The sequence below is a fragment of the Clostridium algoriphilum genome, from assembly GCF_020443705.1.
Lineage (GTDB): Bacteria > Bacillota > Clostridia > Clostridiales > Clostridiaceae > Clostridium_AD > Clostridium_AD algoriphilum.
Map to the genome: position 1 here is coordinate 1 of NZ_JAIZZK010000016.1, position 26,839 is coordinate 26,839.

The 26,839-nt window shown below is 29.6% G+C and carries 22 protein-coding genes, 1 rRNA gene and 2 pseudogenes; 4 read left to right on the plus strand and 21 right to left on the minus strand.

The window, feature by feature from the left end; translation table 11 throughout:
- The 4 genes and pseudogenes from LGK95_RS12335 to LGK95_RS12350 all read right to left on the minus strand — a co-directional run.
- Positions 1–328 (minus strand): 16S ribosomal RNA (locus LGK95_RS12335); the annotation flags it as partial.
- A 735-nt stretch (positions 329–1,063) separates the two neighbouring features.
- A pseudogene (locus LGK95_RS12340) lies at positions 1,064–1,174 on the minus strand (ribonuclease Z); the annotation flags it as partial.
- Positions 1,175–1,225: 51 nt separating this feature from the next.
- A complete protein-coding gene (locus LGK95_RS12345) occupies positions 1,226–1,480 on the minus strand; it encodes a hypothetical protein (RefSeq protein ID WP_226125096.1) in 255 nt (84 codons plus the stop codon).
- Between the two features lie 254 nt (positions 1,481–1,734).
- Positions 1,735–2,271: a DUF7010 family protein gene (locus LGK95_RS12350; protein WP_226125097.1), complete on the minus strand. Its 537-nt coding sequence runs from the start codon at positions 2,269–2,271 to the stop codon at positions 1,735–1,737.
- 147 nt (positions 2,272–2,418) lie between these two features.
- Between LGK95_RS12350 and LGK95_RS12355 the strand changes: the two are divergent.
- Positions 2,419–2,535 (plus strand): annotated as a pseudogene (locus LGK95_RS12355) (8-oxo-dGTP diphosphatase MutT); the annotation flags it as partial.
- Positions 2,536–2,696: 161 nt separating this feature from the next.
- Here LGK95_RS12355 and LGK95_RS12360 read toward each other — a convergent pair.
- The 6 genes from LGK95_RS12360 to LGK95_RS22830 all read right to left on the minus strand — a co-directional run bounded on the left by LGK95_RS12360 (position 2,697) and on the right by LGK95_RS22830 (position 6,825).
- A complete protein-coding gene (locus LGK95_RS12360; RefSeq protein WP_226125098.1) occupies positions 2,697–3,353 on the minus strand; it encodes a DUF975 family protein in 657 nt (218 codons plus the stop codon).
- Positions 3,354–3,586: 233 nt separating this feature from the next.
- On the minus strand, positions 3,587–3,964 hold the full coding sequence (locus tag LGK95_RS12365; RefSeq protein WP_226125099.1) for a GerW family sporulation protein: 378 nt from the start codon (positions 3,962–3,964) through the stop codon (positions 3,587–3,589).
- A 56-nt stretch (positions 3,965–4,020) separates the two neighbouring features.
- Positions 4,021–4,638, minus strand: coding sequence for a DUF2953 domain-containing protein (locus LGK95_RS12370; protein WP_226125100.1), 618 nt, complete (start codon positions 4,636–4,638; stop codon positions 4,021–4,023).
- Between the two features lie 539 nt (positions 4,639–5,177).
- Complete coding sequence (locus tag LGK95_RS12375; RefSeq protein WP_264174546.1) at positions 5,178–5,450, minus strand: UTRA domain-containing protein; 273 nt, start codon at positions 5,448–5,450, stop codon at positions 5,178–5,180.
- Between the two features lie 197 nt (positions 5,451–5,647).
- Positions 5,648–6,055, minus strand: a complete 408-nt coding sequence (locus LGK95_RS12380) for an RrF2 family transcriptional regulator (protein WP_226125101.1) — start codon at positions 6,053–6,055, stop codon at positions 5,648–5,650.
- 74 nt (positions 6,056–6,129) lie between these two features.
- Complete coding sequence (locus tag LGK95_RS22830; RefSeq protein ID WP_404814437.1) at positions 6,130–6,825, minus strand: C40 family peptidase; 696 nt, start codon at positions 6,823–6,825, stop codon at positions 6,130–6,132.
- Between the two features lie 382 nt (positions 6,826–7,207).
- Between LGK95_RS22830 and LGK95_RS12395 the strand changes: the two genes are divergently transcribed.
- Complete coding sequence (locus LGK95_RS12395; protein ID WP_226125102.1) at positions 7,208–7,525, plus strand: hypothetical protein; 318 nt, start codon at positions 7,208–7,210, stop codon at positions 7,523–7,525.
- Positions 7,526–7,614: 89 nt separating this feature from the next.
- On the opposite strand, the gene thpR is transcribed toward LGK95_RS12395, so the two are convergent.
- From thpR to LGK95_RS12430, 7 genes are all read right to left on the minus strand, one after another.
- Positions 7,615–8,178, minus strand: coding sequence for an RNA 2',3'-cyclic phosphodiesterase (gene thpR, locus LGK95_RS12400; RefSeq protein ID WP_226125103.1), 564 nt, complete (start codon positions 8,176–8,178; stop codon positions 7,615–7,617).
- A 144-nt stretch (positions 8,179–8,322) separates the two neighbouring features.
- Positions 8,323–9,204, minus strand: coding sequence for a hypothetical protein (locus tag LGK95_RS12405; protein ID WP_226125104.1), 882 nt, complete (start codon positions 9,202–9,204; stop codon positions 8,323–8,325).
- Between the two features lie 313 nt (positions 9,205–9,517).
- Complete coding sequence (locus tag LGK95_RS12410) at positions 9,518–9,859, minus strand: cupin domain-containing protein (RefSeq protein WP_226125105.1); 342 nt, start codon at positions 9,857–9,859, stop codon at positions 9,518–9,520.
- A gap of 245 nt (positions 9,860–10,104) precedes the next feature.
- Positions 10,105–11,541 (minus strand): MDR family MFS transporter, encoded by a 1,437-nt coding sequence (locus tag LGK95_RS12415; protein WP_226125106.1) that lies wholly within the window; start codon positions 11,539–11,541, stop codon positions 10,105–10,107.
- The gene (locus LGK95_RS12420; RefSeq protein WP_226125107.1) at positions 11,525–12,439 is read right to left on the minus strand and encodes a TetR/AcrR family transcriptional regulator; all 915 of its coding nucleotides are present in this window, start codon (positions 12,437–12,439) and stop codon (positions 11,525–11,527) included. The genes LGK95_RS12415 and LGK95_RS12420 overlap by 17 nt, the downstream gene beginning before the upstream one ends.
- A gap of 658 nt (positions 12,440–13,097) precedes the next feature.
- Complete coding sequence (locus LGK95_RS12425) at positions 13,098–13,934, minus strand: nitroreductase family protein (protein WP_226125108.1); 837 nt, start codon at positions 13,932–13,934, stop codon at positions 13,098–13,100.
- Between the two features lie 124 nt (positions 13,935–14,058).
- Positions 14,059–14,367, minus strand: a complete 309-nt coding sequence (locus tag LGK95_RS12430) for a hypothetical protein (protein ID WP_226125109.1) — start codon at positions 14,365–14,367, stop codon at positions 14,059–14,061.
- A gap of 722 nt (positions 14,368–15,089) precedes the next feature.
- Here LGK95_RS12430 and LGK95_RS12435 point away from each other — a divergent pair.
- On the plus strand, positions 15,090–17,513 hold the full coding sequence (locus LGK95_RS12435) for a hypothetical protein (protein WP_226125110.1): 2,424 nt from the start codon (positions 15,090–15,092) through the stop codon (positions 17,511–17,513).
- A 194-nt stretch (positions 17,514–17,707) separates the two neighbouring features.
- Here the strand turns inward: LGK95_RS12435 and LGK95_RS12440 are convergent, their stop codons facing one another.
- Positions 17,708–17,881: a hypothetical protein gene (locus LGK95_RS12440; protein ID WP_226125111.1), complete on the minus strand. Its 174-nt coding sequence runs from the start codon at positions 17,879–17,881 to the stop codon at positions 17,708–17,710.
- Complete coding sequence (locus LGK95_RS12445) at positions 17,878–18,123, minus strand: helix-turn-helix domain-containing protein (protein WP_226125112.1); 246 nt, start codon at positions 18,121–18,123, stop codon at positions 17,878–17,880. The genes LGK95_RS12440 and LGK95_RS12445 overlap by 4 nt, the downstream gene beginning before the upstream one ends.
- A 160-nt stretch (positions 18,124–18,283) precedes the next feature.
- On the opposite strand from LGK95_RS12445, the gene LGK95_RS12450 reads away from it, so the two are divergent.
- The gene (locus tag LGK95_RS12450) at positions 18,284–18,682 is read left to right on the plus strand and encodes a (deoxy)nucleoside triphosphate pyrophosphohydrolase (protein ID WP_226125113.1); all 399 of its coding nucleotides are present in this window, start codon (positions 18,284–18,286) and stop codon (positions 18,680–18,682) included.
- Between the two features lie 110 nt (positions 18,683–18,792).
- Here LGK95_RS12450 and LGK95_RS12455 read toward each other — a convergent pair whose 3' ends face one another.
- Both LGK95_RS12455 and LGK95_RS12460 read right to left on the minus strand, forming a co-directional pair.
- A complete protein-coding gene (locus LGK95_RS12455; protein ID WP_226125114.1) occupies positions 18,793–22,122 on the minus strand; it encodes a DUF3427 domain-containing protein in 3,330 nt (1,109 codons plus the stop codon).
- A 170-nt stretch (positions 22,123–22,292) separates the two neighbouring features.
- Positions 22,293–26,684, minus strand: coding sequence for a metallophosphoesterase (locus LGK95_RS12460; RefSeq protein ID WP_226125115.1), 4,392 nt, complete (start codon positions 26,682–26,684; stop codon positions 22,293–22,295).
- Positions 26,685–26,839 lie beyond the last annotated feature (155 nt).

The window sequence follows — 26,839 nt, forward strand, 5'->3', positions numbered from 1 at the left end:
TTCCAATGTGGCCGATCACCCTCTCAGGTCGGCTACGCATCGTTGCCTTGGTGAGCCGTTACCTCTCCAACTAGCTAATGCGCCGCGGGTCCATCTCAAAGTGGAATAATCCGAAGAAAATTCCTTTGATGTTTCGATCATGCGATCAAAACATATTATGCAGTATTAATCTCCCTTTCGGGAGGCTATTCTCCTCTTTGAGGCAGGTTACCCACGTGTTACTCACCCGTCCGCCGCTAATCCACCCCGAAGGGTTTCATCGCTCGACTTGCATGTGTTAGGCACGCCGCCAGCGTTCGTCCTGAGCCAGGATCAAACTCTCAATTTAAAAGTTTACACTTTTTATTTGAAATGAATAATCTGCGACAACTGTTAAGTTAATTCGCAAGCTCATTACATACTTTTTAGTCTTACGACTAAAATATTACTTTTACTAAAGTAATTAACTGGTTAAAACAAAATGTTATTTCGTTTCTTTACCTATTTCTCTGTTTAATTTTCAAAGACCAACTTGTTTTGTCATCATGTGACGACTTCTACTATATTACTAGGTTTTTCTTGTTTTGTCAACAACTTCTTAGAAATAAATTTTCATTTGAAAACCTATTAAATTGTAATTGACATTTAGTTTAGTGTGCCACTCGTTCGTGACGACAAGGAGTATTCTATCACATTAATAACAGTATAGATTGACCAGATATATGTTCTAGTTAGAATACCTTCATATTTCTACATGTATGTCTATATAATTCAATATTTCGTATTGTGATACGCATGGCTAAATATTAGAAGTCCATCTTATCTACCATTGAGAACTTACTCCCACTTTAGAAATGGGGACTTCTTGATACTACTTTCTACTGGGCATAAATTCACCGAGCTAATAAGGTATAACAACCTCTTTTTATTTATAATGTGAAAATTAAACTAGCTAAAAGTTATGCCAATTATTATAACCGGTTCCGTTTTAGGATTCTAATCATATAGTAGTGTTTATGAAAATCTCCTCTGACTATACTTGAATTTAAAAGGTATAGCAAAATTTTGCTATACCTTTGATTTTAAGCCAATTTAGTTTTTTTATAATGTCTGTAATACCAATAGGTCCAATTATGGTAATGGGTTCAGTTATACCACTATTACCAATTGTTATAAGAATCCCAATTAAATTCAATCTTAAATGTATGATTATCTATAGTTAAGACATCTATAAAATATAGATGTCTTAACTTTTCTTTACACCATCAATAAACTCAGCGCCTTTCATTTCTGATAAAGCATCTTCTACCGATATACTGTCTAATATCCTTCCAGTAAGAATTAGACCCTTTTTTAAATCTTCATCCCATTGAAAATCAGTCATCACACTATCAATGCCTAGCTCCTCAGCCATATCTTCTGCACTAATATTATACTTATGATAATTATCTAGACCTTCTTCATCAATCATTATTTCGTAGATTGTGTTTTTCTCTGTCATTCTTATTCCTCCATAAATCATAATGTAATATTTAAAATACTACATATAATATTCTACAAAGGGCCGAATAATATTCCTATATTTTTGATTTAGGATATAAACTAAGAACACTAATTTATAAGCAAGTTATCTACTAATTAAATTTTATTGTCTAAACCTTTTTTCTTAAATTTAAAACTACAGTAAATATAAAACGCTTCTTTGGCTCTAATAACAGTGTTGGTAATATGACAATTTTTATTATGCTCATGATTCTATTTGGCTAATGATTTATTTTCAAGCATTAGCCATATACAAAATATAATTTCAAACGCTACCATAACTATTGAAACTACAACCGCATTAAAAATAATGCCAATAGTAATCGCAGTAATAGATATAAGTATAGACATTACTGAATATGCATTTGATTTATATAACCATCCAAAAGGTAGTAAGTGTGCTCCGAAGATAATTGCCAAAACCATTACCATTTTATCTGGCACTGTCGGATATATCCACATTGGAATTAATAGATATAGAAATTGATTACAGGAAAATAAAACTCCTAATTTATTTAAAGGGTTATCACTTGTTGAAAATTCTGCTTTTATTATCTTTGAAATCATATATGCAAGTGGTGGAAGCGGTGCTGTAAAACAGAATGTCAGTAAATTTTTTGTTTGAATATCTTTTATTGGCAGTAACGATACAACAAGCACAGCACACCAAATAATTACAGATGCAATAATAAAATGTAGCCCTTTTTTACCCCTTTTTGCAATATCAATTCTTAATTCATCTAAATTCACTTCTTTTTCCCCCTATTATAATGTATAAAAAACTTTGAGTTATATAACTATTGTGTCCTTATTCAATTATACAACGTGTTGATGGAATTATTTACTATATTATCTAGTGGATTATTAGCAAAATCAACTTCTACTAGCTTATTAACTCCTACAGCCAATGAACATTCAAAATTGATATGGTTACCTAGAGAGAATTTACTTTCTCTAAAATGGGCACCAGCAGATATAAAGGCTGTAAATCAGCTTGCATTAGAAAAGGTATAGCAAAATTAAGCTATACCTTCTTTGAATTTAAGTTTCTTGTGCAACCGTGTTGTAAAACATCAAACCGTGTGTGGCCAGATTTTACTTGCTACCTGTCCAATCAACACATATGATTGCAGTTGTCTATATCTTGCGATGTAAGTTTTAGCGGTTTCCGAAGGCTAAATTAAATTATATTTTAAGTCTTGATAAAAATTAGCCTTAGCCGTCTCGTAGTATGGAATAATCCAAAGAAATCCTATGCCTAAAGTTACTATTCCTAATATGAACCACCCTAAATAGCTACACCATAAACTAAACAGTTTAAATTTAAAGCCAGCCATCATGAGTTTACTTTGGTTTAATGATTCAAATGCACTTAGCTCAGGGTTATCCATCATAATATAGTATGACATAGAATATCGCAAAGTAGCAATAATTCCTGGAATGATTAGAAGCAAAGTCCATAAAATTGTAAAGATCGTAACAAGGAAATTTAGAACAAATGATTTTATGAAAAATTTAAACCCACCAAACATATTCTCAATGAGCGGTCCTTCATTCCTTATCAACTTAAGAAAGTAGCATGATACCCCCAGTGTTATTGGTCCCGACAAAACAAAACTTAATAAACCACCCAAGTCATTAGCTGAGTTTGTAGTATTAACCCTAACTAATTCTCCATTCTGCCAAACATTTTGAACGGAGTGTACTGCATCCCCACCTGTAAATGTCATTGTAACTACCCAAGCAATGAAACACACAATTCCAGCTTGAAGCCATTTCCCATGTAACTGTTCCCTTGCCTTACGTTTTAAATCATAGCTGTTTTGAAGCATGTTTTTCCCCTCTCCTTTATAATTTATCTAAAAACACTTAAATTGCTGGGCTATTCATATTATTAGCCCTTATTAATAGTATTCATTTATTGAGTTAAATAAGCCTAAAAAAGTCGGTACAGTTGTAATAATCTTTGCCTTTCCTTAAACTGTGCTAACAAGTAACTTGCATATATATATGTTTTTTAAGTTCTAACTAAAACCAACAAGATTCTTTGCTGGTTTTAAATGTTCTATTCTTCTTTACTCTTCTCTTTCTTTTTAGAAAATTTTATCTTTTCTATAATGTCTGGTACCATATTTAAGAGATAATCTAAATTGCTTTTGTCCTTTACAGGAAGCATAGTAACTTCGTTATTCTTAATTACAACAATAGCATTTGGAATTATTTTTGCAGCTGAACCTAGTCCTGAACCTGACCCGTCATTTCCTTTCGGATCCTTTCCTGAACCACCTCCAGTACCACATCCAAACATAACTGAAACTATCGGTACTAAAGTGGTTTCTCCTATAACTATTGGCTGGCCTATTACAGTCTCAGACTTTAAAAACTTTTCAAGCTTATCAAATAGAGTCTCAAGGTTTTCCTTTACTACATTCACATTATCCATATTTCCCCTCCAACATATATTAAAATTATTTTGAGTACTTATACCTATTAATACACTTAAACTTTATTTAATGTTTCAATTTTTCTAGATTTATGAAATAATACTTTTCTAACTTCTTTCTTGAACACATATTTGGGCATTATAAGAATCAATATGATCAAGCTTACGCTTCCATAAGTCCTGATTTCAACCCGCATTACCTCTTCTTCAAATACTGGGTTTAAATCAATTTGTGCCCAAGGTATGACTTCAGCAATAAATATTAATACAATATTAAGTATTCCAGTTATAGATGGATCTTCAAAGCCATAAGTCCCCGTTGCTATAAATTCCTTAGGTTTAATAACTTTAAAAACCTTCTTGCTTAATGAGAACATTTCAATAAAAAATTCTTTATTAGGCATTTCAGTCTTTTTCTTTTCACGCTTGTTTTTTAGTTGAGATTTTTTTCGAATAGGTGAATTAATCCTTATGTGTTTTCCAAATATATAAATTTTTATATTAGGATTCTTTTCTTCAATTAAAAACTCAACCTTCAATATTGCCCAGTTTAAATATAAATTAATATTAGTTTTTTCTTCTATTAATACTAAAACAGAATATTTGAATGGAGCAAATAAAATTAAAAGTATAAGCCCTAAGATTATAAGTAATATTATTTGAAGTATTATCATCTACCATCAACCTACCTTCAATAATTTTAACAGGTTAAACTTTAGTTTCTTCCTATTTATATAATGCTTTATGATAAGTTTAATGGTATTTAACTCTTTGTTGCATTTCACACAATACTTAATCAAAGCCTGATAAATTATTAAAGACTTTTATAAATGTTTCTTGCATCATATCTAACTCTTCCTGTTCATTTTGTGTATAACTACCCCTCCTCTCCATATCATATACAATACTATATACATTTACATTATAAAATGTTACTCTTCCACATTTAGGATCAACCGTTGAGAAAACTCGTTCTAATATGGCTATTTTAGCTGCAAAGAGTCTTGTTAAGGCACTATTAGGACAAATGCCTTTATGAAAAATTTAAACCCACCAAACAAATTCTCAATTAACGGCCCCTCATTCCTTATCAACTTAAGAAAATAGCATGATACTCCGAGTGTTATTGGTCCCGACAAAACAAAACTTACTAATCCCCTCAAGCTATTGGATGAATTTGTAGTTAAGTTTTTATTTTTATCTAAAATACCCATTACATACAAAGTAAGACTAATAATAATTTTCGCTGAATATTCTTTGAATATTCAAAGATTTTACCATTTTCGAGGAAAGCTATCTTTTCGATTTCCATAATAAAGTCATAATCAGTTAAATTTAAATACTTCTTATCATTAGAGTTAGCTTTATCGCCTCTTATAGATATATGTGAACTTTGAATTTTAAACCCAAGCTCATTATTTATATAATCATAAACCGATTCTTCTAAGTGTTTTTCTTTTAGTCCAGGTATAACATAAATAGGCATATAAGTTTCTTCTAGTATTTGAGGGATATTAATTTTTTTGAATAACCAGAAAACTGCTCGAGCTCTATAGTTGTTCTAGAAGGAAAATTTTCTTTTACATATGTGCCGGAACCTTGCCTTCTTATTAGCTCTTCCAGACTATACTATACCTTTTTGGTGTTGTATTACTTAAAAAAAATGGTTTTACCCTATTTTTTTTACCATACACCATTTTTTAAATCTTCGAAATTTATACTTTCTAACTCATTAGACAATTTTTCTTGAACATTACATAATGCTCTATGAATACAGCAGTTACCATTCATTTTTGTATTACAAACCTCTGCGTCATATAAGCATCTGTTTATTGCTATGTTCCCCTCTATTTCTTCAATTATCATTTTTAAGTTTACTGCTTTAGGTTCTTTATTAAGTTTATACCCACCATTAACGCCTCGATAGGATTTTACAATACCAGCCTTCACAAGTTTTCCTAGAAGCTTCAGCAAAAATCTAATGGGTATATTCCCAATTCGACTTATAGAATTAGCATCTAAAACTTCATTATTATTTGTTAATATGAGAACTGCTCGTATTGCATAATCGCTTTCTTGAGTAATATTCATAGTTTCACATCCATTTTTAAACTATACCATTTAAGTATAGTTCTTATAATATTACATTACATTTTATTTGGTCCTCACTTTTTCAAATTAACTCTACGGCCATATGTAAAATCACTATTTAATGTTTGAATTCTAATTACAGCACCTGTGTGAGGTGCATTTATCATTTTACCGTTCCCAACATATATCCCTACATGATGAGCCGGCCTTCCGAAAAACACCAAATCACCTGGTTGAAGATTAACTCTAGATACAAGTGTTCCTACATTTTGTTGGTCTTCTGAAACCCGTGGTAAATTTACTCCAAAATGTGAAAATACATATTGTGTAAAGCCTGAGCAGTCAAATCCTAAAGGGCTTGTACCACCCCACACATAAGGAATACCAAGAAAATTCGAAGCATATGCTAAAACTGAATTAGAAGAAAATGCAGCCGCATTACTTATTTTATCTAGTTCAACTTGCTTTGCTGCAGTAGTAGCAGCGCCTTTATTTTGTAGCTTTTGCTGTATACTAGGACTACTTTTTATTGAAATATTAAGAATTTGCCCTACGAAAATAGAATGATTCCGTTTATTATTAGCTTTCATTAAATTATTTAATGATTCTCCATGCTCTTGCGCTATTACAGATAAGCAATCCCCACTTTTCACAGTATAGGTATTAGTTGTTAATGTAGCTGCAAATAAATTCACTGATGTAATTACTGAGATACCAATTGTTAATACTGATATTAAGAAAATAGATCTAAAACTTTTAAATTCAATCATTATTTCCCTCCTTGTGCCCATCAGTAAGTATTGATGAAGTAATAAAACAACTCAATGCAGTATTTATCATCAATTTAATAATAGGTTGGTTATTTAAATTATAGACTATTTTTCAAATTCTATTCACCACATCCTAACGAACTCATATTGGGGCTACGCAATTATAAAGTTCATGTTTGTATACTCATGGCTTATACCTGCTTCACTAGCTTTTGTAATTATTGAAAATCAGTCATCACACTATCACCGTCAATTTTACAGCTAGTGATATTTTCCAATATAAAAGCTGTAGAATAGTTTTTATTAGAAACTGAATATTTTTAATGAATATAATCAATTCTATAGAATATATAATAATTTTAAATTTGTAAGGAGGTATCCTATGATAACAAAAACTGATTTAACCTGCTTAACCTGGCATGAAGTTTTAATAAAGAAAGGAATTAACCCAGAAATGTCAAAATCATTGATTGGGTTTACATCATGGAACCAAAACGAATTTCCTGATAAACTCGGAAAACATATTACAGCTATTTTACAAGAATATCGTGGTAAAGTAATTGTAAAAGATGTTATTGGCACTAGATATAACGATATAGGATTATTATTTTTAAATAATGACATGCCAGAGGATGTGGCAACTAAGGTTTTTGATATAATTATAAAATATGAGCAAGAAGAAGTTTATGATATTTTATAAATAAATCATTATTTTAAAAAACTCCCTTTGGCTTTAACAGTAGTGTTTGCCAAAGGGAATTAATTTTCGCTTATTAGTCATCTAATCTATTAATCACACCTATTCATAACTAGAGGCAATGTCGCAATCGGTACATATATTAATTTCCCATTCTCCTGTTTACTTTCCATTATCGTAATATTATTAACGGGAATTATTATCTTATCTACAGTTAGTAAGTTTATAGGTTCACCTATTTCTTTTTTAAATATAATGTGCCTGCCTAAAGTTATATGAGGTCTAAGTGGTTTTTCATCAAAAGCTATTCCCTCCTGTTTAAGTACAAGGAATAATTTTTCATAAATTTTCACTAGATCTTCACTATAATTTATACCTATCCATACTATATTGGAATTTCCTTTTTTAAAAATTCCGGGTTTATCTAATGTAAGTCTAAAGGAATCATGTTGTGAAACACATGCTTGTATCGCATCGAGTAAATCTGGAATGTTGCATTCTTCTAGTTCACCAATAAACTGTAGAGTCAAATGGAAGTTTGCTATATCTGTAAATCTCCCCTTACTGCAATATTGCTCTAACTTGTTTTTTACATGTTGAAAGTAAAGTTTTGTACTTTTATCAAAATTAATAGCAATAAATATTCTTATTTTCATCACCCTCCTTATATAATCTAGTTATAAGTATTATTATAGCGAAAATTTCTACCAATCAATACATAACAACCTTAAAACATACATCTCTTTTCTAATTAATTTTATTTAGTATTTCCTTTATTTAGACTTTTATGAGAACATGTTTTAATTATTTATAGCCGTTATCATTAATTTATGAATCCCAACAGTAGGAGTCACCTCATTAATCCAAATATTAAATACATCCTGACCAAACATTATTCCTTGATAGTTTACAAATAGATACTTTGTAAATGAATTACTAATTGCTATCTTATAATTTGGATAGAAAATTTGATCATAATTCTTAATAAAATAATCTTTATTTTGTATTTTGACAACTTTACCATTAATTTTAGCATTTATAGGATATTTTATTTGCTCAGCTAATTGCTGCTTATCCCCATTTACTACATAGCTTTGAATTTTGCTAACAAATTCCTCAACCTCTTTGTCACTTTTAGTATTCAAAGCTACAGCATATCTTTTCCCATATACGTCTGCCACAATGTTACTTTTAAGTGTTAATGTAAATGGATAACTAGTTTTATTATCAGCACTTACCCATTTTCCCTCAATTTTATCAACTGTTTTCATTGTTCCCATAAATATACCCGTATTTTTACCTGCCGCATCATATTCATATAGAATAATATCTTTTTCATCCGACTTTCCTTTTAGTTTAATTTCCTTCCCCTGCTTTTCATAGAAATATGTCCCAACGATCTCTTTGTCTTGCTTATAAATACTCATTTGAATTTTAATATTATTATTTATAGTTCCCTTATAATCATAATATCCTTTTTCAAATAAACTTTTATTAATATCTATACTTTCAAGCAAACTAGAAAACGCTTTACTAATAGTATCTTTATCACTTTGGACTGTGTTTACTGATTTTGTCTGTTCTTGTTTACTATTGCTTTGAGTATTATTAACGGTCTGTTTTACACTTGAACACCCTGTCATTATAGTGGTTAACATAATAATCAGTATTATTTTTCTCACATTAATCCCTCCTATATATAGCATTTACATAAAAGCTGTAAAAAATTTATGGCTCTGTTATTAACCCTTGCAATATAGTACCTATACTAATTCAAACAGTTTCACCTGACAATAAAACACTTAAATTTGTATTTTTTTCCTTATTATAACATAGGCTATGTTCTTTTTATTAGTAACATGAGCTAACATCAGAAAAGGTATAGCAAAATAAATTGCTATACCTTTTCTATCCCCTGAAACTTCCACACTGTGGTCCAAATATTCCTGAGTTATAAAAATCACGTTAATAATTAAATTTAAGTTAGATTTTTTACTAACCATTCACTATAACTAACATCATTTTAAATCTCTCATTAGCCTCTAATCCATGAGGTGTATTTGCTGGCATTAATATCATTTCACCTTCGTTAACTTTAACAGGTTCATTATCTCCTATTGTTATTGTAACTTGTCCCTCTGTTACATATACTAAGGCGTCTCCAGGTGCTGAATGTGTACTTATTTCTTCGCCCTTATCAAAAGCAAATAGTGTTATGCTAACGTTACTAGTCTGTGTTAGTGTTTTACTCACAACTTGATTTTCTACATATAATACCTCTTCTTTTAGTCCTAATGCTTTTGCAGCCTCTATATTCTTGAAAAATTTAGTGTTCATATTTTTTCCTCCTAATATTTTATTCTCACATATTCTTGCTTTCCTATGACTCTATTCTATATCTATTTAAGTTATAAGAATGTGATTTGAATCAAATTATTAGGATTAAGCCTTATTATGTTGAATATTTTCATCCATTTTATCCACAATATCATGATAAAAAAAGTGTCATCAATTTTTACATTGATGACATTTTTCTTTATAAATGTGACTATTTTAAAAAGTTTAAGTAATCTTCATTTTATTTATTCATTTGGCTCCACTGCGCAATTCCCAAGATTTACAATTTCTTCTTTTGATCCGCCATCCTTTACATAAAGGATTATACCTACAAGGCCAATTGCAATTAGAATTGAGGCCATTCTAAAAGACACATTCATTCCATGTATACTCGCAAGTATAGATGACGTTTGTCCACTATGCTTAACAGCATTTGTCATGACAGTAATAAGAATAGCTGAACCAATAGCACCCGATACCTGACGTAATGTGTTATTAATTACAGCACCATGTGCAATATGTTGGTTATCAAGTGAATTAATTCCCCAAGTTGTAAGTGGGGATAAGATCATGACCAGACCTATCATTCTAAAACAGTACATAATAGATACGTAGATTACTGAAGTATTTTCACCTAAATATGAAAAAGCATATGTTCCTATACCTAACATTGACATACCAACTATACATAAAATGCGTGGACCATGTTTATCTAGAATTCTCCCAGTTGCAGGGCTTAATATAGCTAGAAATAAAGCACCTGGCAACATTATAAGCCCAGAACTAACAGCAGAATACCCACGAATACTTTGGATATAAATAGAAATCAGAATTGTAGCTGACATCATAGCAGCATAAATAATACAGGTTAAAATAGTACTAACTGTAAAAACACTAGTTTTAAACACTCTTAAGTCTAAAAATGGAGTCTTAGAACTAATTTGTATTCGCGTAAAAACAATAAGCGATATCACGCCAACTACTAATGGAACATATGTAATTGGATTCGCCCATCCAAAACTTCCTTGATTACTAACACCAATAAGTAGTCCTCCAAATCCTAATGTAGATAAAATGAGAGACCTTATGTCCAATTTATCTTTCATTGTTTTGCCAACGTTTTTTAATAAGAAAAATGCCGTTACAATATCCAAAATAGATATACCTGCAAGTATATAAAATAAACTTCTCCACCCAAAGGCGTCGATTGCAAATCCCGAAAGTGTAGGCCCAATTGATGGAGCAAACCCAACTGTAATCCCGATTATACCCATAGCAGCACCCCTGCTCTCAATAGGGTATAGCTTTAGTATAACAATTTGTACCAATTGTACAAGAATACCAGCTCCCATGGCCTGAATAATACGTGATATTATCATAAGATTAAATGTTGTAGCAAATATAGAAAATATACATCCTATTAAAAAAAGTCCCATAGCGCTAAGATATAATTTTCTTGTGCTAAACCTATTTACTAAATATCCTGTGGTTGGAATAGTTATACCTAAAACTAGTAAATAAATTGTAGTCAACCACTGACCTATATTAGCATCCACTTTAAAATCTTTCATTATACTTGGTAGTGCTGCCGTAAGCACTGTCTGACTAAGCAAACTTAAAAACGACCCTACTATTACTATAGTTACAATTATATTTCTTTCTTTTTTACTTATTACCTTCACGAGTATCATCCCCTAATTTACTTTTCAACTTATTAAATATAGCTATCTCTATTTTTAACGATTTTTCTTTTTCCAAAAATGAGAGCATTGCATCCATAATTAAAGAATCATACAATCCTAATTCAGCTTCTTTTTCTACCATGTTTACTGCCTCTGTTAATTTTTTTTGATCAATAACAGTATCATGTTTTACAATAAGATCTTTTATCTCTTTTATTGTTTTATAAATAAGCAATTGCTCAGAAGAGAATAAATTATCCTCTATATCACCATTCTCAGAGTAAAAAAAAGATTTATCTATAACAGCTGGAACTTTTTTCAGCTCTTCAATTGTCATATCTATTATTCGTATAACATAATCTCCAACAAAGTTAGGTTCAAATTCTTCCTTCTTAAGGCGCATAATCAAAATAAATTCATGCACTAAACTGTCTATTAAAAAAACCGTTTCCCACACAATAGATTCTATTTCCTCTCCATATAGCGTAGTTAAACTCTTGTGATACTCTGATAATAAATTATCTCTTATTGTTTCTTTAAATTTATACATTGGTTGTCCTTTGATCTGAGAAAAATTTTCTATTATAAATAGATTAAAAGGAGTATTAGAAACCAAATACTCCCACACTAGAATTATCTTCTTTTTTAATTTATCTTTATTATTTATTTCAAGATTTTCATCAATAGCTCTCGCTCTACTTAGAAAACTTTTATTAGAATAAGCTAATATTTCATAAACTAAATCCTCTTTTGTTGAAAAATGTTTATAAAAAGTTGCTTTGGATATTTTACACGTTTTTACAATATCATATATTGAAGTAAATTGAAGTCCCTGCTTATTAAAACACTCTTTTGCTACATCCATAATCAATTTTTGTTTTTCGTCTATCTTAATCATCTCCCATTAGAACTTACAAGTACTATCTAGTACACTATAGTACTGTATTAATATACCCCTTTTTTAGAAATAAATCAAGGTTCTTAAATAAATAAAATGAAGGAATGCATAGGATTTCTCCTGCATGTCCTTCATTTTTTTGATAATAAATGCTATAAAGAATCCAAATATTTATTTTAAAATACATTATGTTTATCTCTTAATCTTTTATTTGTAGATATTTATTATTAATTGAAAATAAGTCTTTACAAATATTGATTACCGTGTTATTATTAGTTCATAAACAAAGAAACAGAATTAACTTAGTACAAGAAGTGGAAGTAATTCCACAAAGATATTAACTTTCATTAGATAAATTAAAAGAACCGCTAATAGAAAGGGGATAGTCCAATGTATCCAAGTAAATCTTCAGTGTTTTTAGAGGGTAGTAAGAATTTATAAATAACAGGTCTTTATGATATGTGATAAGACAAAGAAAAATTTCTTAAATTAAAATAAATCACTATACTCTACTTAGTTTAAAATTGAATATACGAATATATTAAAAGGGAATTCAATAAATGAATTCCCTTTTGTTGATAAAAATTTTAAAAACAACTTATGCTCGATTTACACTGAACCACTAACCATTTTATCCACAATATGATGATAAAAAATATTATTTAGACCAGCTGCAACAATATTCCCAGTCATTTGGTATACTTATACTTTTTATTTCTACCCACGTGCCTTTTAAGCCAAGTTCATTTGCAGATAACTCAAAATGGCATTTAGCTATACCAATGTCGTTTTTTTGCATATCATAACCAGCTACTCCATAGCCTTTTGTTCTGCAAAGGAAAAAGTGATATGCATTCTCATCCTTTATAATTCTCCAAGGTTGTTTGTTTGAAGCAGAAGGTCCAAGTCTTACCATCTCTAATGGAACAGCATATTGACCCGCACTATCTTCACTTAGTGGTACTAAACTATCTGTTTCAAAAAACAATTCACTCCATGGTTTTCGTTTATTAGCACCAATAACTTTTCTCATAACTGATTCAAAAACTCTAGGCTTTTCTTTTTTTATTCCCACAGGAGAAACTATAGGTATGAATTCATTATCAACTAAACTCATATTTTGTTCAAAATTACCCTTATTAAAAGTTCCACCGAGCCAACATGTTTGAAGCCCCAAATCCGTTGCGAAGAGAATAATTTTTTCGAATAAATACCCAAATTCAAGCGCATCTTTTTCTTCTTTTTCAAATATTCCAATAATAAATGAATTAGCACCTGATATAACCCCATATGTCCCTAATTTTTTTGCTTTCCTAGAATCATTATCATTACTTTGTATAAATATAACCCTAGCCCTTAATTTTGTTTCTTCATTACTCATTTTAATATAATCCTTTAGCTTTTTAAGGGTTATACTTTCAATATATTTTTGATCAAAAGATCTGCTTGACGTCCTCATCTTTATAAGTTCAATAACTGACTTTTGAAATTCCATACTTGCTCCTTTTAAGTTATCATTGAGTTTGGGCTTAGATATATCCCTAAACTTCCAAATTTCAATTCTAAACTTCTTTTATTTTTAAAAATTCATATACATTTATTTAAAGCTAATAATTTTCTTATTGAGTTATTTTAATACTTTGTATAAATTCAGAATTTATAAGTTCTATACCTTTTTTAGTCTCAACCTCAATCCAGTTTTCTTTCACATCTATTATTTTTCCAGTTGCACTTGTACCAAATTCACCTGTGGATATACTAACTGTTTTTCCTTTATATTTTTTAATTAACTCGTTCGTCATAATTATTAACCCCTTCCTCTTCTTTCTTTTTAGAATTATTAATTTTTTCATTTCATGTTTTTGCGGTAAAACAATAAAAAATATTACAAACAATGGTATACATATCGCAATCCACGATGAACTCACCTAAATACACCCTCCTCATAATTGCCTTATAATTATCTCTTCGCAATAAATACTCAGTTATAATCTATTAATAACAATCCAAACAACTATCTACTGAATTATAATGTCTTTATTTACTAATGGTAACATTTGTTTTCTGTAATTAGTTACTATTTTTATATTTATTAAAATTTGTGTACTATATCAATCATATCTATAAAAACTATGTAATTTGTTTCTTCTTAGTAACAAAAAAATTCAGCAGCACTATAAATTACTCTGCCATTACAACTTATTCTAATTTATTACCCCCTCCTGTAATCTTCGCGATCCCCTAAGATACCTAGATTAGAATATAAATATACATATATATTACAAAAAAACAAAAATACCTTATTTATATAAGTATAAAAATTCACTATATAAGTGAGAATTAAAATTTAAAAACTCTAATACACTGCATACCCCCATTATAAATTTGTAATGCAATAAGTAAATTACTTATAAACCCTTATATATCAATGCTCCAAGCTAATTACATGTCTCATATTTAGTTACAATATTACTATAATTAGAAAATTCTCGTAATAATTTAAGTTTTTCAATGCAAAACTACAGCAAAAGGTCATATATGTTTAATGAAAATGTAATGCATTCGTTATTCTTATTGTTTTAAAGGATTCTATCCTAGTAATAATGCTTAGAAATAAGCCGTACAAAAGTAATTAGGGGGTCAAAATTTTATGAGAAGTAAAATTAGAGAAAGTAGTATACGCAAAATACAGGATCATTTAAAAGATTACATAATGGAACATAGTAGTAAGAATAAAAATAGAAAATTCACTTGTTTTAATAAAAGTGCACATAGCCATATGGATAAGGATCCAAGTGCAGCCATAGTCCCAGGGAGCAGCGGAAGGCATTGGAACTGCTTTAGTTGTGGAGCTAAAGGTGATATTTTAACTGCCGCCCAGTATAACGAGGGTATAGAGGGATTCCATAATAGTGAATGGAGCTTTGGAATAAAGGCTGCGAGACATGTTATTTATAAGCTACGGTCGGTTTTAGAGGGTATTAAAAATGATAAGACTATTTTCTTTGTAGAAGGAGAAAAATGCGTGGATGAGATTTTCAAATTAGGACAAGTTGGAACTACCACTGCTTTTGGAGCTAGAGGGTTTTCAGCTTATAGTCCGAATTATGTTTCTTCTTTAAGGGGAGCTACTATAGTAATTCTACCTGATAATGATGAAAGTGGTAAAGCTTATGCAAAGGATGTTCTAAGTGCAATGAAAAATGAGGTCAAATCTATAAAAATAATAAACCTTCCAGGCTTAAAACCTAAGGAAGATATTGTAGATTGGGTGAGAAATGGAGGCACTCTTGAAGAATTAATGGCTTTGGTTAATGCAACAGATGAAACATTTGTAGAAAAGGTTGCATTGCAGGATAAACCTATAGGGAATATTTATGAAGATAAGTTCTGTTACTACAAATATTATAAGAAACAGATAATTAATATCTCTAATTTTATTATTAATCCAAAATATTATATTGAAAATGATGGTGATACTCAAATTATAGGTCATATTGTTACAGAGGAAGGTATTATAGGCGAGCGTACATTTAAGACCTCCGATTTTGATGATGTATTATCTTTTAGAAGAGCACTAAACAGCTTTAAGACTTTTTATATAGGAAGGGTTGAGGACCTTCAATATATAAGATTTATTATTTCAAGTAAAACTAATGATACACGGAAGGGCGTTACCTACAGTGGTTTTCATAGAGTTAATAATCAGTGGTGCTTCGTGACTGAGCATGGTGCTTTAAATTCCGAGGGAAAGGCCACTCTAGATATAGCTATGCAAAATCAATATGCAGAGCTTAATACTAACATTCTAAAGAATGATGTTATAACAAAAGAAGAGCTTTTAGAAGTTGCACCATATTTATTTAAATTTAGTATACTTAAAAATACTGCCGCCATATTAGGTTATGTATGTGGTTTATTTCTGAAAGAAAAGCTTAAACACAATAAAATTCAATATAACCATCTTTTAATAGAAGGTGAAAGTAGTAGTGGTAAAAGTAGTGCTGTAAAGTATATTATTACGCCTATATTGTGCATGGAAGATGGAATTTTAAATGCGGCACAATGTACAGACTTTGCCTTAAACAAAACCGCCAGCAGTAGTAATTTTATACCTCTTATTTTGGAAGAGTACAAGCCTCACATAATAGGTAAAAATAAAGTGGATTTAATATCAGGGGTTATGAGAAATTCCTATGATAACTACAAAGGAATAAAAGGGGTAGCCACCTTAGATAAAAATAGAAGTTTTACTCCAAGAGCTTCAGTTATTTTATCCGGAGAAGTAGGCATAGAAGAAACGGCTAATGTAGGAAGGAGCCTTAGAGTTATATTTGCGACTTCCTATTTTGATGAAGAAACCAAAGAAAGTCTAGAAAAATTAAAGGTAAATTCTATTTTACTTAATAAACTTGGAGCCAGTCTTTTGAAGGAGGCCTTAAAAATGAGTGAGGAAAAAATCAAAGAAATCCATAGTGCAATTTTTGAAAAAGCCATTAGTAATAATATTAAAAATGACAGAGTTAAAAACTCCATAGCTAACTGTATGATTGGTATAGCTTTACTTAAGAGGGTATTTAATGATTTAGATTTGAATATGCAAGAATGCACAGGTTTTACTATGAAAGAAATTATTTCCTCAATTGAAACAGGGGCTTATGAGGACTTGTTAGATGGAGGAACATCGAATAAAACAGTTATAGAACAAAATTTTGAAACCATGAATCGTATGGCAGCTAATAATGAACTTTATAGAAATATCGACTATGATGCAGTACTGGATTTAGATGGTGATTTTGTGCTTCGCCTCAATTATACATGCTTTTACGATAGATTTGTAAAGTACTGTAGAGAGCATAATGTGACTCATGAGGTATTGCCACTGAGTAGTTTCAAAAAACAATTAAGTAATATGCAATATTGTAAATCCTACAATAAGCCTGTGAATTTTTCAGTGAGACAAGAAAATCCAAAGGATAAAAAAACTTTTAGGTGTGCAGTTGTTTATATTAAAAAGCTTCGCGAGAAGAATGTTGATGTTGATTTTATAGCAGATGATAACATGGTAGATTAGCCTCTCATTTATTAAAAATTTGATCTTCCTAGCTATCACTGGGTCTGTAATCATTTTGGGACTTATGAAAATTTAATAATGCATTTAGATAACCTCATAGATACTACTCACTAATATTTAAAACCATCTTATCCACAAAATTAACATAAAATAGTTACTTGTCCACAAATTGAATGTGTACTATTTTATCTTAATTACTCTATTTCTCTTTTTACCAAGTCACAAACAATATCAATACCATTTGATATTGTTTGTTTTTGCTGAGCATTTATTTCTATATTATTAAGAAGTATTTTTCCGTCTTCTGCTAAATTCTTTATTAAAATTGCTATTTTTTCTAGTTCAATAAATTCAGAATCATTATTCATATTGTATTTTTGACCATAACATGGATATCATTACACAACAAATAATCCAATGAAACATTAAAGTATTCTACAAAATTTCTAATAGCATTCATCTCTGGTTGTCTTTTGTTATTTTCGTATTGGCTAATAGTTGTTTTTGTAAATGCATATCCGTATCGCCTATTAAATTCATTAGCCAATTGTTCCTGTGTCATTTTTTTAGACAACCTTACGCTCTTAAATCTTTCTCCAAAAGTATTCAAAATAAATTCCTCCATAATCATAACTTTATTTATAATTATGGCCAAACATTCATTTGTCTACTCAACGATTATTGTTAAATGTTAATACCCGTAATTAATAATTAACCTGTTGCTTTTACAATTACCGTTTTTATGCTAAACTTATTTAGAGGTGTTTTCTATGAATAAAGTAATAAAAGTTGTAGGTGCTATTATCGAAAATGAAAGCAAAGAAATTTTATGTGCTCTTCGTTCACCAAGAATGTCACTTCCAAACAGGTGGGAGTTTCCTGGTGGTAAAATAGAAAGTGGTGAAACTTTAAAAGAAGCTATTGAACGAGAAATAAAAGAAGAGCTTTCTTGCGAGGTTAAATTTATTAATAGCTTTAATGATAATACTCACGAATACGATAAGTTCGCGGTGAATTTAATTACTGTAAGATGCCATCTAGTAGCTGGTACCCCTACCGCATGCGAGCATTCAAAATTGATATGGTTACCTAGAGAGAATTTGCTTTCTCTAAACTGGGCTCCTGCAGATATACAAACTGTAGAACAACTAATAAAAGAAAAAGTATAGTTTTCTCCATTTAGAGATTACTATACTTTTTTATTAAATTCATTAGGTATCCTAACCTAGCTGATATTCAATTAGATGTTATACTCTCTGTATTAATTCATATTATTTTATTAAGAATCCGCTCTCGTTAAATACTCATAAATAGAATCTTCAACAGGTTGACTCATCAGGAATCTCATTTTAACAACCGAAACATTATTGCCTTTTCCATCTGGCATTGTTGTTTGCTCTATGCTTTCATCTATTGGTGTCATATCACCCATATAATAGAAATCGGTTCCTTCATCATTACTTTTTTTGATATATAGTGGAAGCCTAAGCCCTTTTTTATAATTACAAATAGCCACAACATCTGGACTATTTAAAGTTCGTCTAGATTTTGACATCCATTCAAATTCATAATTGTTTATAAACCCATCTTCGTATTTAGTAGTATCAGAAATATTATCATCTTTGTGATAATTCACAAAGATTGGACAATTAGTTTTATCACTACTAACAATGTATCCTCCAACATTTTGAGCTATAGGGTTTTTATCCCAGTTTAGAATTCTAAAAACATCTTTTCTGGAATACTTCCTATACAATATAAAACCATTAACATACTTGTTCTTATCAAAATTTCTATCATATATTATTCTCGAATAGTTTAACATATCATTTAAATAACTAATAAAAATTTTATTAGTAACTAAGAGTTTCAAATCTTTTCCAGCTGAAATTTTCTCATTGTTATAAGATATAATATTTAAATTATATTTTTCTCTTACACTTATTAATTTTTTATTTTGATTCTCGGTTACAAACTCAAAATTGATGTTTCTTATGCTTGATTTCAACGTTTCGTTTGAAACATGAATACCATATTTATTAAAAACAATAGTTTTAAATTTTTCTTTTTCAATGGATTCATTCTTTATGAGTTCATCAAGAAGAATGACTTCCTCAATTCTTTTAGTATTTGCGATTTCATTAGAAAATAGTTCAAGTAATTTTACTTCTCCTGTAGATAAACAATTTTGTAAAGAATCTTCCTGATTCGCCACAAAGTTAAAATAAGATCTAGAATAATCAGAATAAAGTTGTGGATCCCTTGAACCATGACTGAGAAAATCTATCATCATTGGAATCCTTCCAATCTTAAATTTTAATAATTCATAGTCCTTAACAAGGTCCTTTTTAAGTTGCATATTTGAATTATCAATAGAAGCAAATATTTGTTTACGAGCAATTTTATCAAAATTAACGGTAGATGCACCAGGTATTAAATTACTCCCGCTAACCATTAACTTACGCAAGGTATCTTTATTGTAAGACGTATTTCCATACAACGCTATTGGAACTAAGTAACTATTTTTATAATTACCAATAAAATCGATTATAGTTACATACTCTTTGTTATAAGTTTTCCGCAAACCTCTTCCCAATTGTTGAACAAATACTATAGCAGACTGAGTTGGTCTTAGCATAATTATCTGGTTAACTCTAGGAATATCAATACCCTCATTAAATATGTCCACAGTGAAAATATAATCTAATTTATCTACTTCAATGTCACTCTCTAGCCTAAATATTGCTTCAGCCCTCTCGTTTTCACTACTTTTGCCGTTTAATGCAACAGAATTATATCCTCTTTCATTGAATGCCATAGAAAGTTCGCCGCTTTCTTCAACAGAGCTACAAAAAACTAACCCCCTTACACAACCATTATCACATCCATAAAACTCCATCTTTTTAACAATACAATCTATACGTTCCTTTGCTATTAATAGATTGAATGATGCATTCTCCTCAAGTACCGTCCCTTCAATTGTAATGTCAGTTACACCGAAATAATGAAACATGCAAAGCATTTTTTCTTCTAAAGCTCTATGTAGACGTATTTCATATGCAATATTATAATCAAATTCATTGAAAATATCAAAACCGTCCATTCTTTCAGGTGTAGCAGTCATTCCCAATAAAAACTTAGGTTCAAAATAATTTAATATTTTCTGATAAGTAGCCGCACCCGCGCGATGTGTCTCATCAATTACAATATAATCAAAATAATTCTTATGGAATTGTTTTAAGTTATTATCTATTGAAATTGTTTGTATCGTAGAAAATATAAAATCGGCATCAATTTCTTTTTTCCCTCCTGAATACATTCCCATAGACTTATTTTTGCCAAAAACTTTCATATAACTTTTCATAGCAGCTCTAGCAATATTACCTCTATGTACAATAAATAAAAATTTTTTAGGATTTACTGCCTTCACATCAAATGCTGACAAGTAAGTTTTTCCTGTCCCCGTTGCTGAAATTAACAAAGCTTTATTTCTATTCTCAGATCGCAATTTTTTTAGATTTTTTAATGCTTCTATCTGCATTGAGTTTGGTTCAACAGTTTTATTTTGAAGAATTTCGAAGGTGTTTTCATCCTTCCTAGAGAAAGCCATTTGAGCCTTATATATTTTTTCATATTCATTAATAAAATCAGTATTTACAATTACTGAGCATTTAAATTCATTATTAAATTCTCTAATAACGTCAGAAACCAATTTTCCTTTATTGGTAGATGTTACCTTTAAGTTCCACTCCTTATTAGCACACAACGCACTAGCTGTAAGATTACTACTTCCAATAATTAAATCATAACTGCTACCCTTTTTAAAAATATAACCCTTAGCATGAAAGTCACCTTTAACTACTATCCTTAAATCAATATTTTTAAACTTCAATAAGGTTCTTAATGCCTCTGGTTGCGTGAAATTTTGGTATTGAGAAACAAGTATTTTACCATTAATATTTTTCAGTTCTAGTTCCTTTAACAAATTTATTAATACTGTAACACCACTCTTTGTTAAAAATGCAACTGAGAACCAAAATTCATCACACTCCCTTAAATCTTTATCTATAGTTGTCAAAACTTTTTTACCATTTACTTTATCATTTAATACCAACCTAGGTAAATACTCTTGTTTAGAAGGGTGAAGTTTGTCAATAAAACCTGTTATTAAGCTTTGTGGTAATTCAGTGTGAAATGTATCTCTTTTATACTGCTGCATTAACTCCTCAATTATAGGTATATCAGCTTCTGCCCACTGAAGCGTTTCTAATTCATTTTTGGTTAACCATTTATAATTACTGTTATCTTTTAACACAAGGTCGTTTGTAGATGATTTGCATATAAAACTATGGGTTGTAAGATTAAAAGTTGGATATTGATGTGATACAGTAATGAACTCATCCTCTATTTCAATTTTTGCTTCAAATTCTTCCATAAACTCTCTTGCTAATGCTTCCTCGTTTGTTTCATTTTGTTTTATTTCAATCCCTGGAAACTGAAACTGTTGTGAAATATCTTGATATTCATTTACATTTCCTTGCATACATAAAACTTTATCATCATTTATAATAATTGCAGTAGCAACTTCATAGTGTTTTATGTATACCACCCCCTTATATGAACTATTACTTGAAAATTTTTTAATACAAAGACAATAAGGAAACGTATATTAATATTATAACAATTAAATTCTAATATACGTACAAATTCTTGCTATATGAACTTCTTATAATAAGAATAATCTGCAGTTGTAATTGTTTGTATTCTATCTCCAATCTACTAATTTAACATATACTTTTTGATATCATCAATCTCCCATGGATCATCATGTTGGTTATAAAATTGGTTTTTTATTTCAGCAAGATTATGGTTACAGAAACTTTTAAACTCTTCGTTATCACTGTTTTCATTTTTAGCCTTTTCAAGTTTTTCCATTACTATAGTAGCATCATTCTGACATATATTTTTCAATGCTTTAGAAACACTATTATATAATCCAAAATAACGATTATCTTTAAACCCTTTACTAAAAGAAAGTTCACACAATTTAATAATACAATCCAAATTTTTTTCTTCTTTTATTTCTCTTATGGCTTCAGTAATTGGAGGTGTATTGTTGTCATCTGTCAAATCTGGAATTGAATTCTTCATCTTTGCGATATCATAATATTTTTCTAATCCGTATTCACTTTCCATTAATATTAATGATTTAAGATACAATACTCCATCTTCTGATAACTGATTTTCTTTTATTAACCGTTCGATAAGTCTTACATCTTTTTTGGGAATCAACTTATCAATAATCAAATTCAATAATACCGTATCTGCTTTAGGCAGAATATTTTCAAATATATATTCATCTCCAGCTATTACACATAAATAATCCAAGGCCTTCCTTCTCGTCCATTCTGAATATTCCTGATCAGTAATAACGTTAAGAGCCAGAGACAAAGCATATTCTATATTATTTTCTTTGCAATATTGCAAATATGTTTCCGCCAATGTTCCTTCAATAGTCTTTTCTTTAATATTTATGCATACTTGTTCTTGTATCTCTTCTGGTTTTAAACGCTCTATTACATATTTAGAGAATTGTTCTCTCCCATTTTTGTCCTTACCAAAAACAAATGCTGGCACCATAAGCATATTAAGTACAATTTGGTGATCATACTCAATTGAAAAATATTCTGCAAAAAACATACACAAAACTGCTCTCAATGAGAATGAAGTAGTTCCATCTTTACCAAAAGTAAATTCTTTATTGAAGTCTATTTCATTAACAGTTTTTAAACTGTACTCTCTAATGTAATCTACTTGTATTTCACTAATAATAAACTCATGTTTATTTTCTATTGCCCTGTAAATGTTACTCATTGAAAAGTTCTCCCAATCAACATACTTTAGGAAATCAACAATTCTGTGATTTTCAAACTGATTTTTTGCTATGTCCCAATGTACCTTATCTAAATCATACCTTTTTTCGGTTCTTTGAAATGAAATATGATCTAGGTCATCATAAACCGTGTTGAGCCCGTTGAATATATTAGCCAATTCATTTATTAGTTTTTGATATTTCTCCTTACTAAATAAGGCATTAAAATACTTTTGTGCTCCTTCTTTTCTTAACAAGTCATAATCTATTACCTCTTTTTCCTCTATAACAATGTTATCCTTTTTTAGCAACAAGTCCCTGAGTTCATCATATCTATAACTTCCCTTTCTAAGTCTTTGTACATACTGATTGAACAGGAATTTATCACTAATTTTATCTTCCTGATATCTCTTCATAAAATCGTCAATACAAGATTCATCCATAATAGCTTCAATCAAAAATACAATATTATCACCTTTTAAATTTTCCAGTATATACTCATATGTACTATAGATATTGTTACTATTCTTTAAAAACTTTTTTGTTTCATTCATTGATATATGTTCAAATTGAGAAGATGCCTTGATAAAAACTTCACGAATATCATTTAAGATTTTTTTATTTCCAGCAAAATATATCTTCTCGGCCTCAATACATAATGTATTTATTACATCGTTAAAATACTCCATGGTTTCATAGTAATCTTTGCTTGTAATCAAAAATTCAATGGTTTTATGGATAGATTCATATTCATTTAATATCATTAAAATATCTTTTAGCCTATATCTCTCACTAAAATTTTCAGTTCCTCTTACATTTAATATGTCTATCCCCTGCAAAACATAATCTATAGATTCATTTTGCAAATTATGCTCTAAAATATAGCAATATAATGAATACCTAATTTCTGTATTATATTCCTCAGAAAATTTATCTAATAAAATATTAATATCGCCCTTTTGATATAGTTTTGAATTCGCCAAAGCTAATACTGCAGCTTTTACTTCATAACATCTTGTATCCTTACAAAAACAGCAGTCAAACAAATACCTTCTTACATCTTCCTGTCTTCCAAGAAAATCAGTCATAGCACCAATAATATGTAAAGCATTTGATTGCGATCTAAAATTAGCAGGTTTACTAATTTCATTCATCAAATAGACAATACTACTCTCAGCTTGCCCAAATAAAGCTAACTCATCTTCATCATTTTGATTCCGAGAAATCCACATGTTTTTATTTTTGTAATCTTCCAATATAGAACATAGTATATTAGCCCTAATAGTTACATCGATTCTTGAAATTTCGAATCTAACTACAATTGATGGTGCTGTATCAATTAACCATTGAGTTAATTCATCATCACCATATATAAGCATTAAAAATGATAATGTATTTACCCACGAAGTTTTAATTTCGTTTTTATTATTTTTATATGTAACTAGATCTATAATTTCACATAATGTCTTTTTACAAAGATATTTTGCTGCTAAATATTCTCTAAAATTATTATGTTCGAACTGCCACTTGTTTCCATTTGTTTTGCACCATATTCCACTGTATCTTATCCAATTTCGTTCCTCACTGTTCAATAACCTTTGATATTCTTCTTTAATTAAGAATGTCTTTTTTAAGCATTGCATAGCAAATGCCAACTGTTTCAACGAATTTATAATATTAATTTTCTGATTTTCAACATCTATTGTTACTGCATACTTAATCTCATCTTCTTTAAACCGACTATAAATCAATTTCTCCATTGTTTTATCTTGATTTGGCAAATAACCTTCTTTTAAAAAAAGATCCGCCAATTGTATTAGAAAAAATGGATTTAATATCTGTTCTTTTAAGTTCTTACTTTTTACTTCTTCAAAGAAAAGTACCGAATCAATTTTTTTCTTTTCTAAAAACTCCTTTATGTCTTTTTCTTCTATTGGACACAATGCATACTCCGCGAAATCATTAAAAGTCCCTACACTTGCTTTATCTAAGGCATTTTTATAAAAATTATTTCTAGTCGAAACAACTATTATCTGTTCTGGGTGTTTATTTGCAAACACATTTAGACGTCTAGCAAATGTGTTTAAATTTTTAGCTTCAATTTCATCATATCCATCAAGAATTAGTACAACTTTTTCTACCTGGATATCTTTAAACTGTTCAGTAATTAAATCGTCTATGGTTTCATCAACATATAAATTTAACTGAATGTATACTGGTATTGTCTTACATTGATTTTGCAAAACAAATGCCAAATTTTTCAACTCAATAGATTTTCCTACGCCAGCATCTCCAACCAAAACAATTTTTCTTTTTTCTACACAAATTTCATCTAATTTTTTAATCTGTTCCCGATTGTACAATATATTAATTCCTCCATGATGTACAATATCATATGGTGCTACAAACCTTTGAATATAATTTTCTAACTGATCATATTTCTTAAATTCATTAGGTAGATCTACATATATAATATTTTTTTCCTCATCACCTAATTTAATAGGATCACAAAGAAATTTATCCCTATCAATTCTATATATATAATTACATATTTCCGCTATTTCTCCATTTACAATTGACATTAAATTAAATTGACTCCCCATCTCTTGAGCAGCCAAAAATAATGCCCCTACACCTATGGATAGGCAGTTATTTCCCATTTTATATGGATAAGTTCCATGAGTATGTCCATGTAAATGATAAATAATATTATTTTGATTAATTGCATCTAACAATCTTGGCATATTTCGTATAGCTGATGAATCATTATCATCTTCACTTATAGTACTATGATGAGTAACTAATACATTATCCAAGTAAGAACTTGCATTTAAAATTATTCCTTCTACATCAACATTCCCATAATCCAACTCTTTATGATAAGCTGAATTTGTTAATATAAAATTTATATTTTCCACGTTTTTAGAATAGCAATTATCATCATCAAATCTACAACCGTCCATTTGGAATTGTTCACAAAAACTATCAAACGCAGCAAACCCATTATTACAAATATCATGATTTCCTGGAATCATAACAAACTCAATGCATCTTTTTCCTGCTTTATTACGAATATACTCAAAAATCTTTTTTGCGGTTTCATATAATATCGCATTTCCATTATTACTAACATCTCCGCACATTAATATAACAATTTCTTCCAATAAAGTTGTTTCTCTATTTATAACTTCATACATTTTATCAATTCTATGATAAAGTATTTTAATATACCCTTCTGTACTATCATATATATGTAAATCTGAGACCATTACAATCTTCATCATCATTTTTCCTTTCACATTTAATGTCTGAATCTTCTCTTCAGATTATCTTAAATATTTGATTAACTTTCCTACTATAACTCTTATATCTCTGATAAATTTGCTCACATTATATTCATTTGCTATATTCTCCATTAAAAACATTGAACTATTAACTTCTACATTTCAGGGCC

Bases quoted from the DNA above. Each gene is read 5' to 3' on its own strand.
- LGK95_RS12345 (WP_226125096.1), bottom strand. From the start codon at position 1,480: ATGACAGAGAAAAACACAATCTACGAAATAATGATTGATGAAGAAGGT.
- LGK95_RS12360 (WP_226125098.1), bottom strand. From the start codon at position 3,353: ATGCTTCAAAACAGCTATGATTTAAAACGTAAGGCAAGGGAACAGTTA.
- LGK95_RS12365 (WP_226125099.1), bottom strand. From the start codon at position 3,964: ATGGATAATGTGAATGTAGTAAAGGAAAACCTTGAGACTCTATTTGAT.
- LGK95_RS12370 (WP_226125100.1), bottom strand. From the start codon at position 4,638: ATGATAATACTTCAAATAATATTACTTATAATCTTAGGGCTTATACTT.
- LGK95_RS12375 (WP_264174546.1), bottom strand. From the start codon at position 5,450: ATGCCTATTTATGTTATACCTGGACTAAAAGAAAAACACTTAGAAGAA.
- LGK95_RS12380 (WP_226125101.1), bottom strand. From the start codon at position 6,055: ATGAATATTACTCAAGAAAGCGATTATGCAATACGAGCAGTTCTCATA.
- LGK95_RS22830 (WP_404814437.1), bottom strand. From the start codon at position 6,825: ATGATTGAATTTAAAAGTTTTAGATCTATTTTCTTAATATCAGTATTA.
- LGK95_RS12395 (WP_226125102.1), top strand. From the start codon at position 7,208: ATGATAACAAAAACTGATTTAACCTGCTTAACCTGGCATGAAGTTTTA.
- thpR (WP_226125103.1), bottom strand. From the start codon at position 8,178: ATGAAAATAAGAATATTTATTGCTATTAATTTTGATAAAAGTACAAAA.
- LGK95_RS12410 (WP_226125105.1), bottom strand. From the start codon at position 9,859: ATGAACACTAAATTTTTCAAGAATATAGAGGCTGCAAAAGCATTAGGA.
- LGK95_RS12420 (WP_226125107.1), bottom strand. From the start codon at position 12,439: ATGATTAAGATAGACGAAAAACAAAAATTGATTATGGATGTAGCAAAA.
- LGK95_RS12425 (WP_226125108.1), bottom strand. From the start codon at position 13,934: ATGGAATTTCAAAAGTCAGTTATTGAACTTATAAAGATGAGGACGTCA.
- LGK95_RS12435 (WP_226125110.1), top strand. From the start codon at position 15,090: ATGAGAAGTAAAATTAGAGAAAGTAGTATACGCAAAATACAGGATCAT.
- LGK95_RS12440 (WP_226125111.1), bottom strand. From the start codon at position 17,881: ATGAATAATGATTCTGAATTTATTGAACTAGAAAAAATAGCAATTTTA.
- LGK95_RS12450 (WP_226125113.1), top strand. From the start codon at position 18,284: ATGAATAAAGTAATAAAAGTTGTAGGTGCTATTATCGAAAATGAAAGC.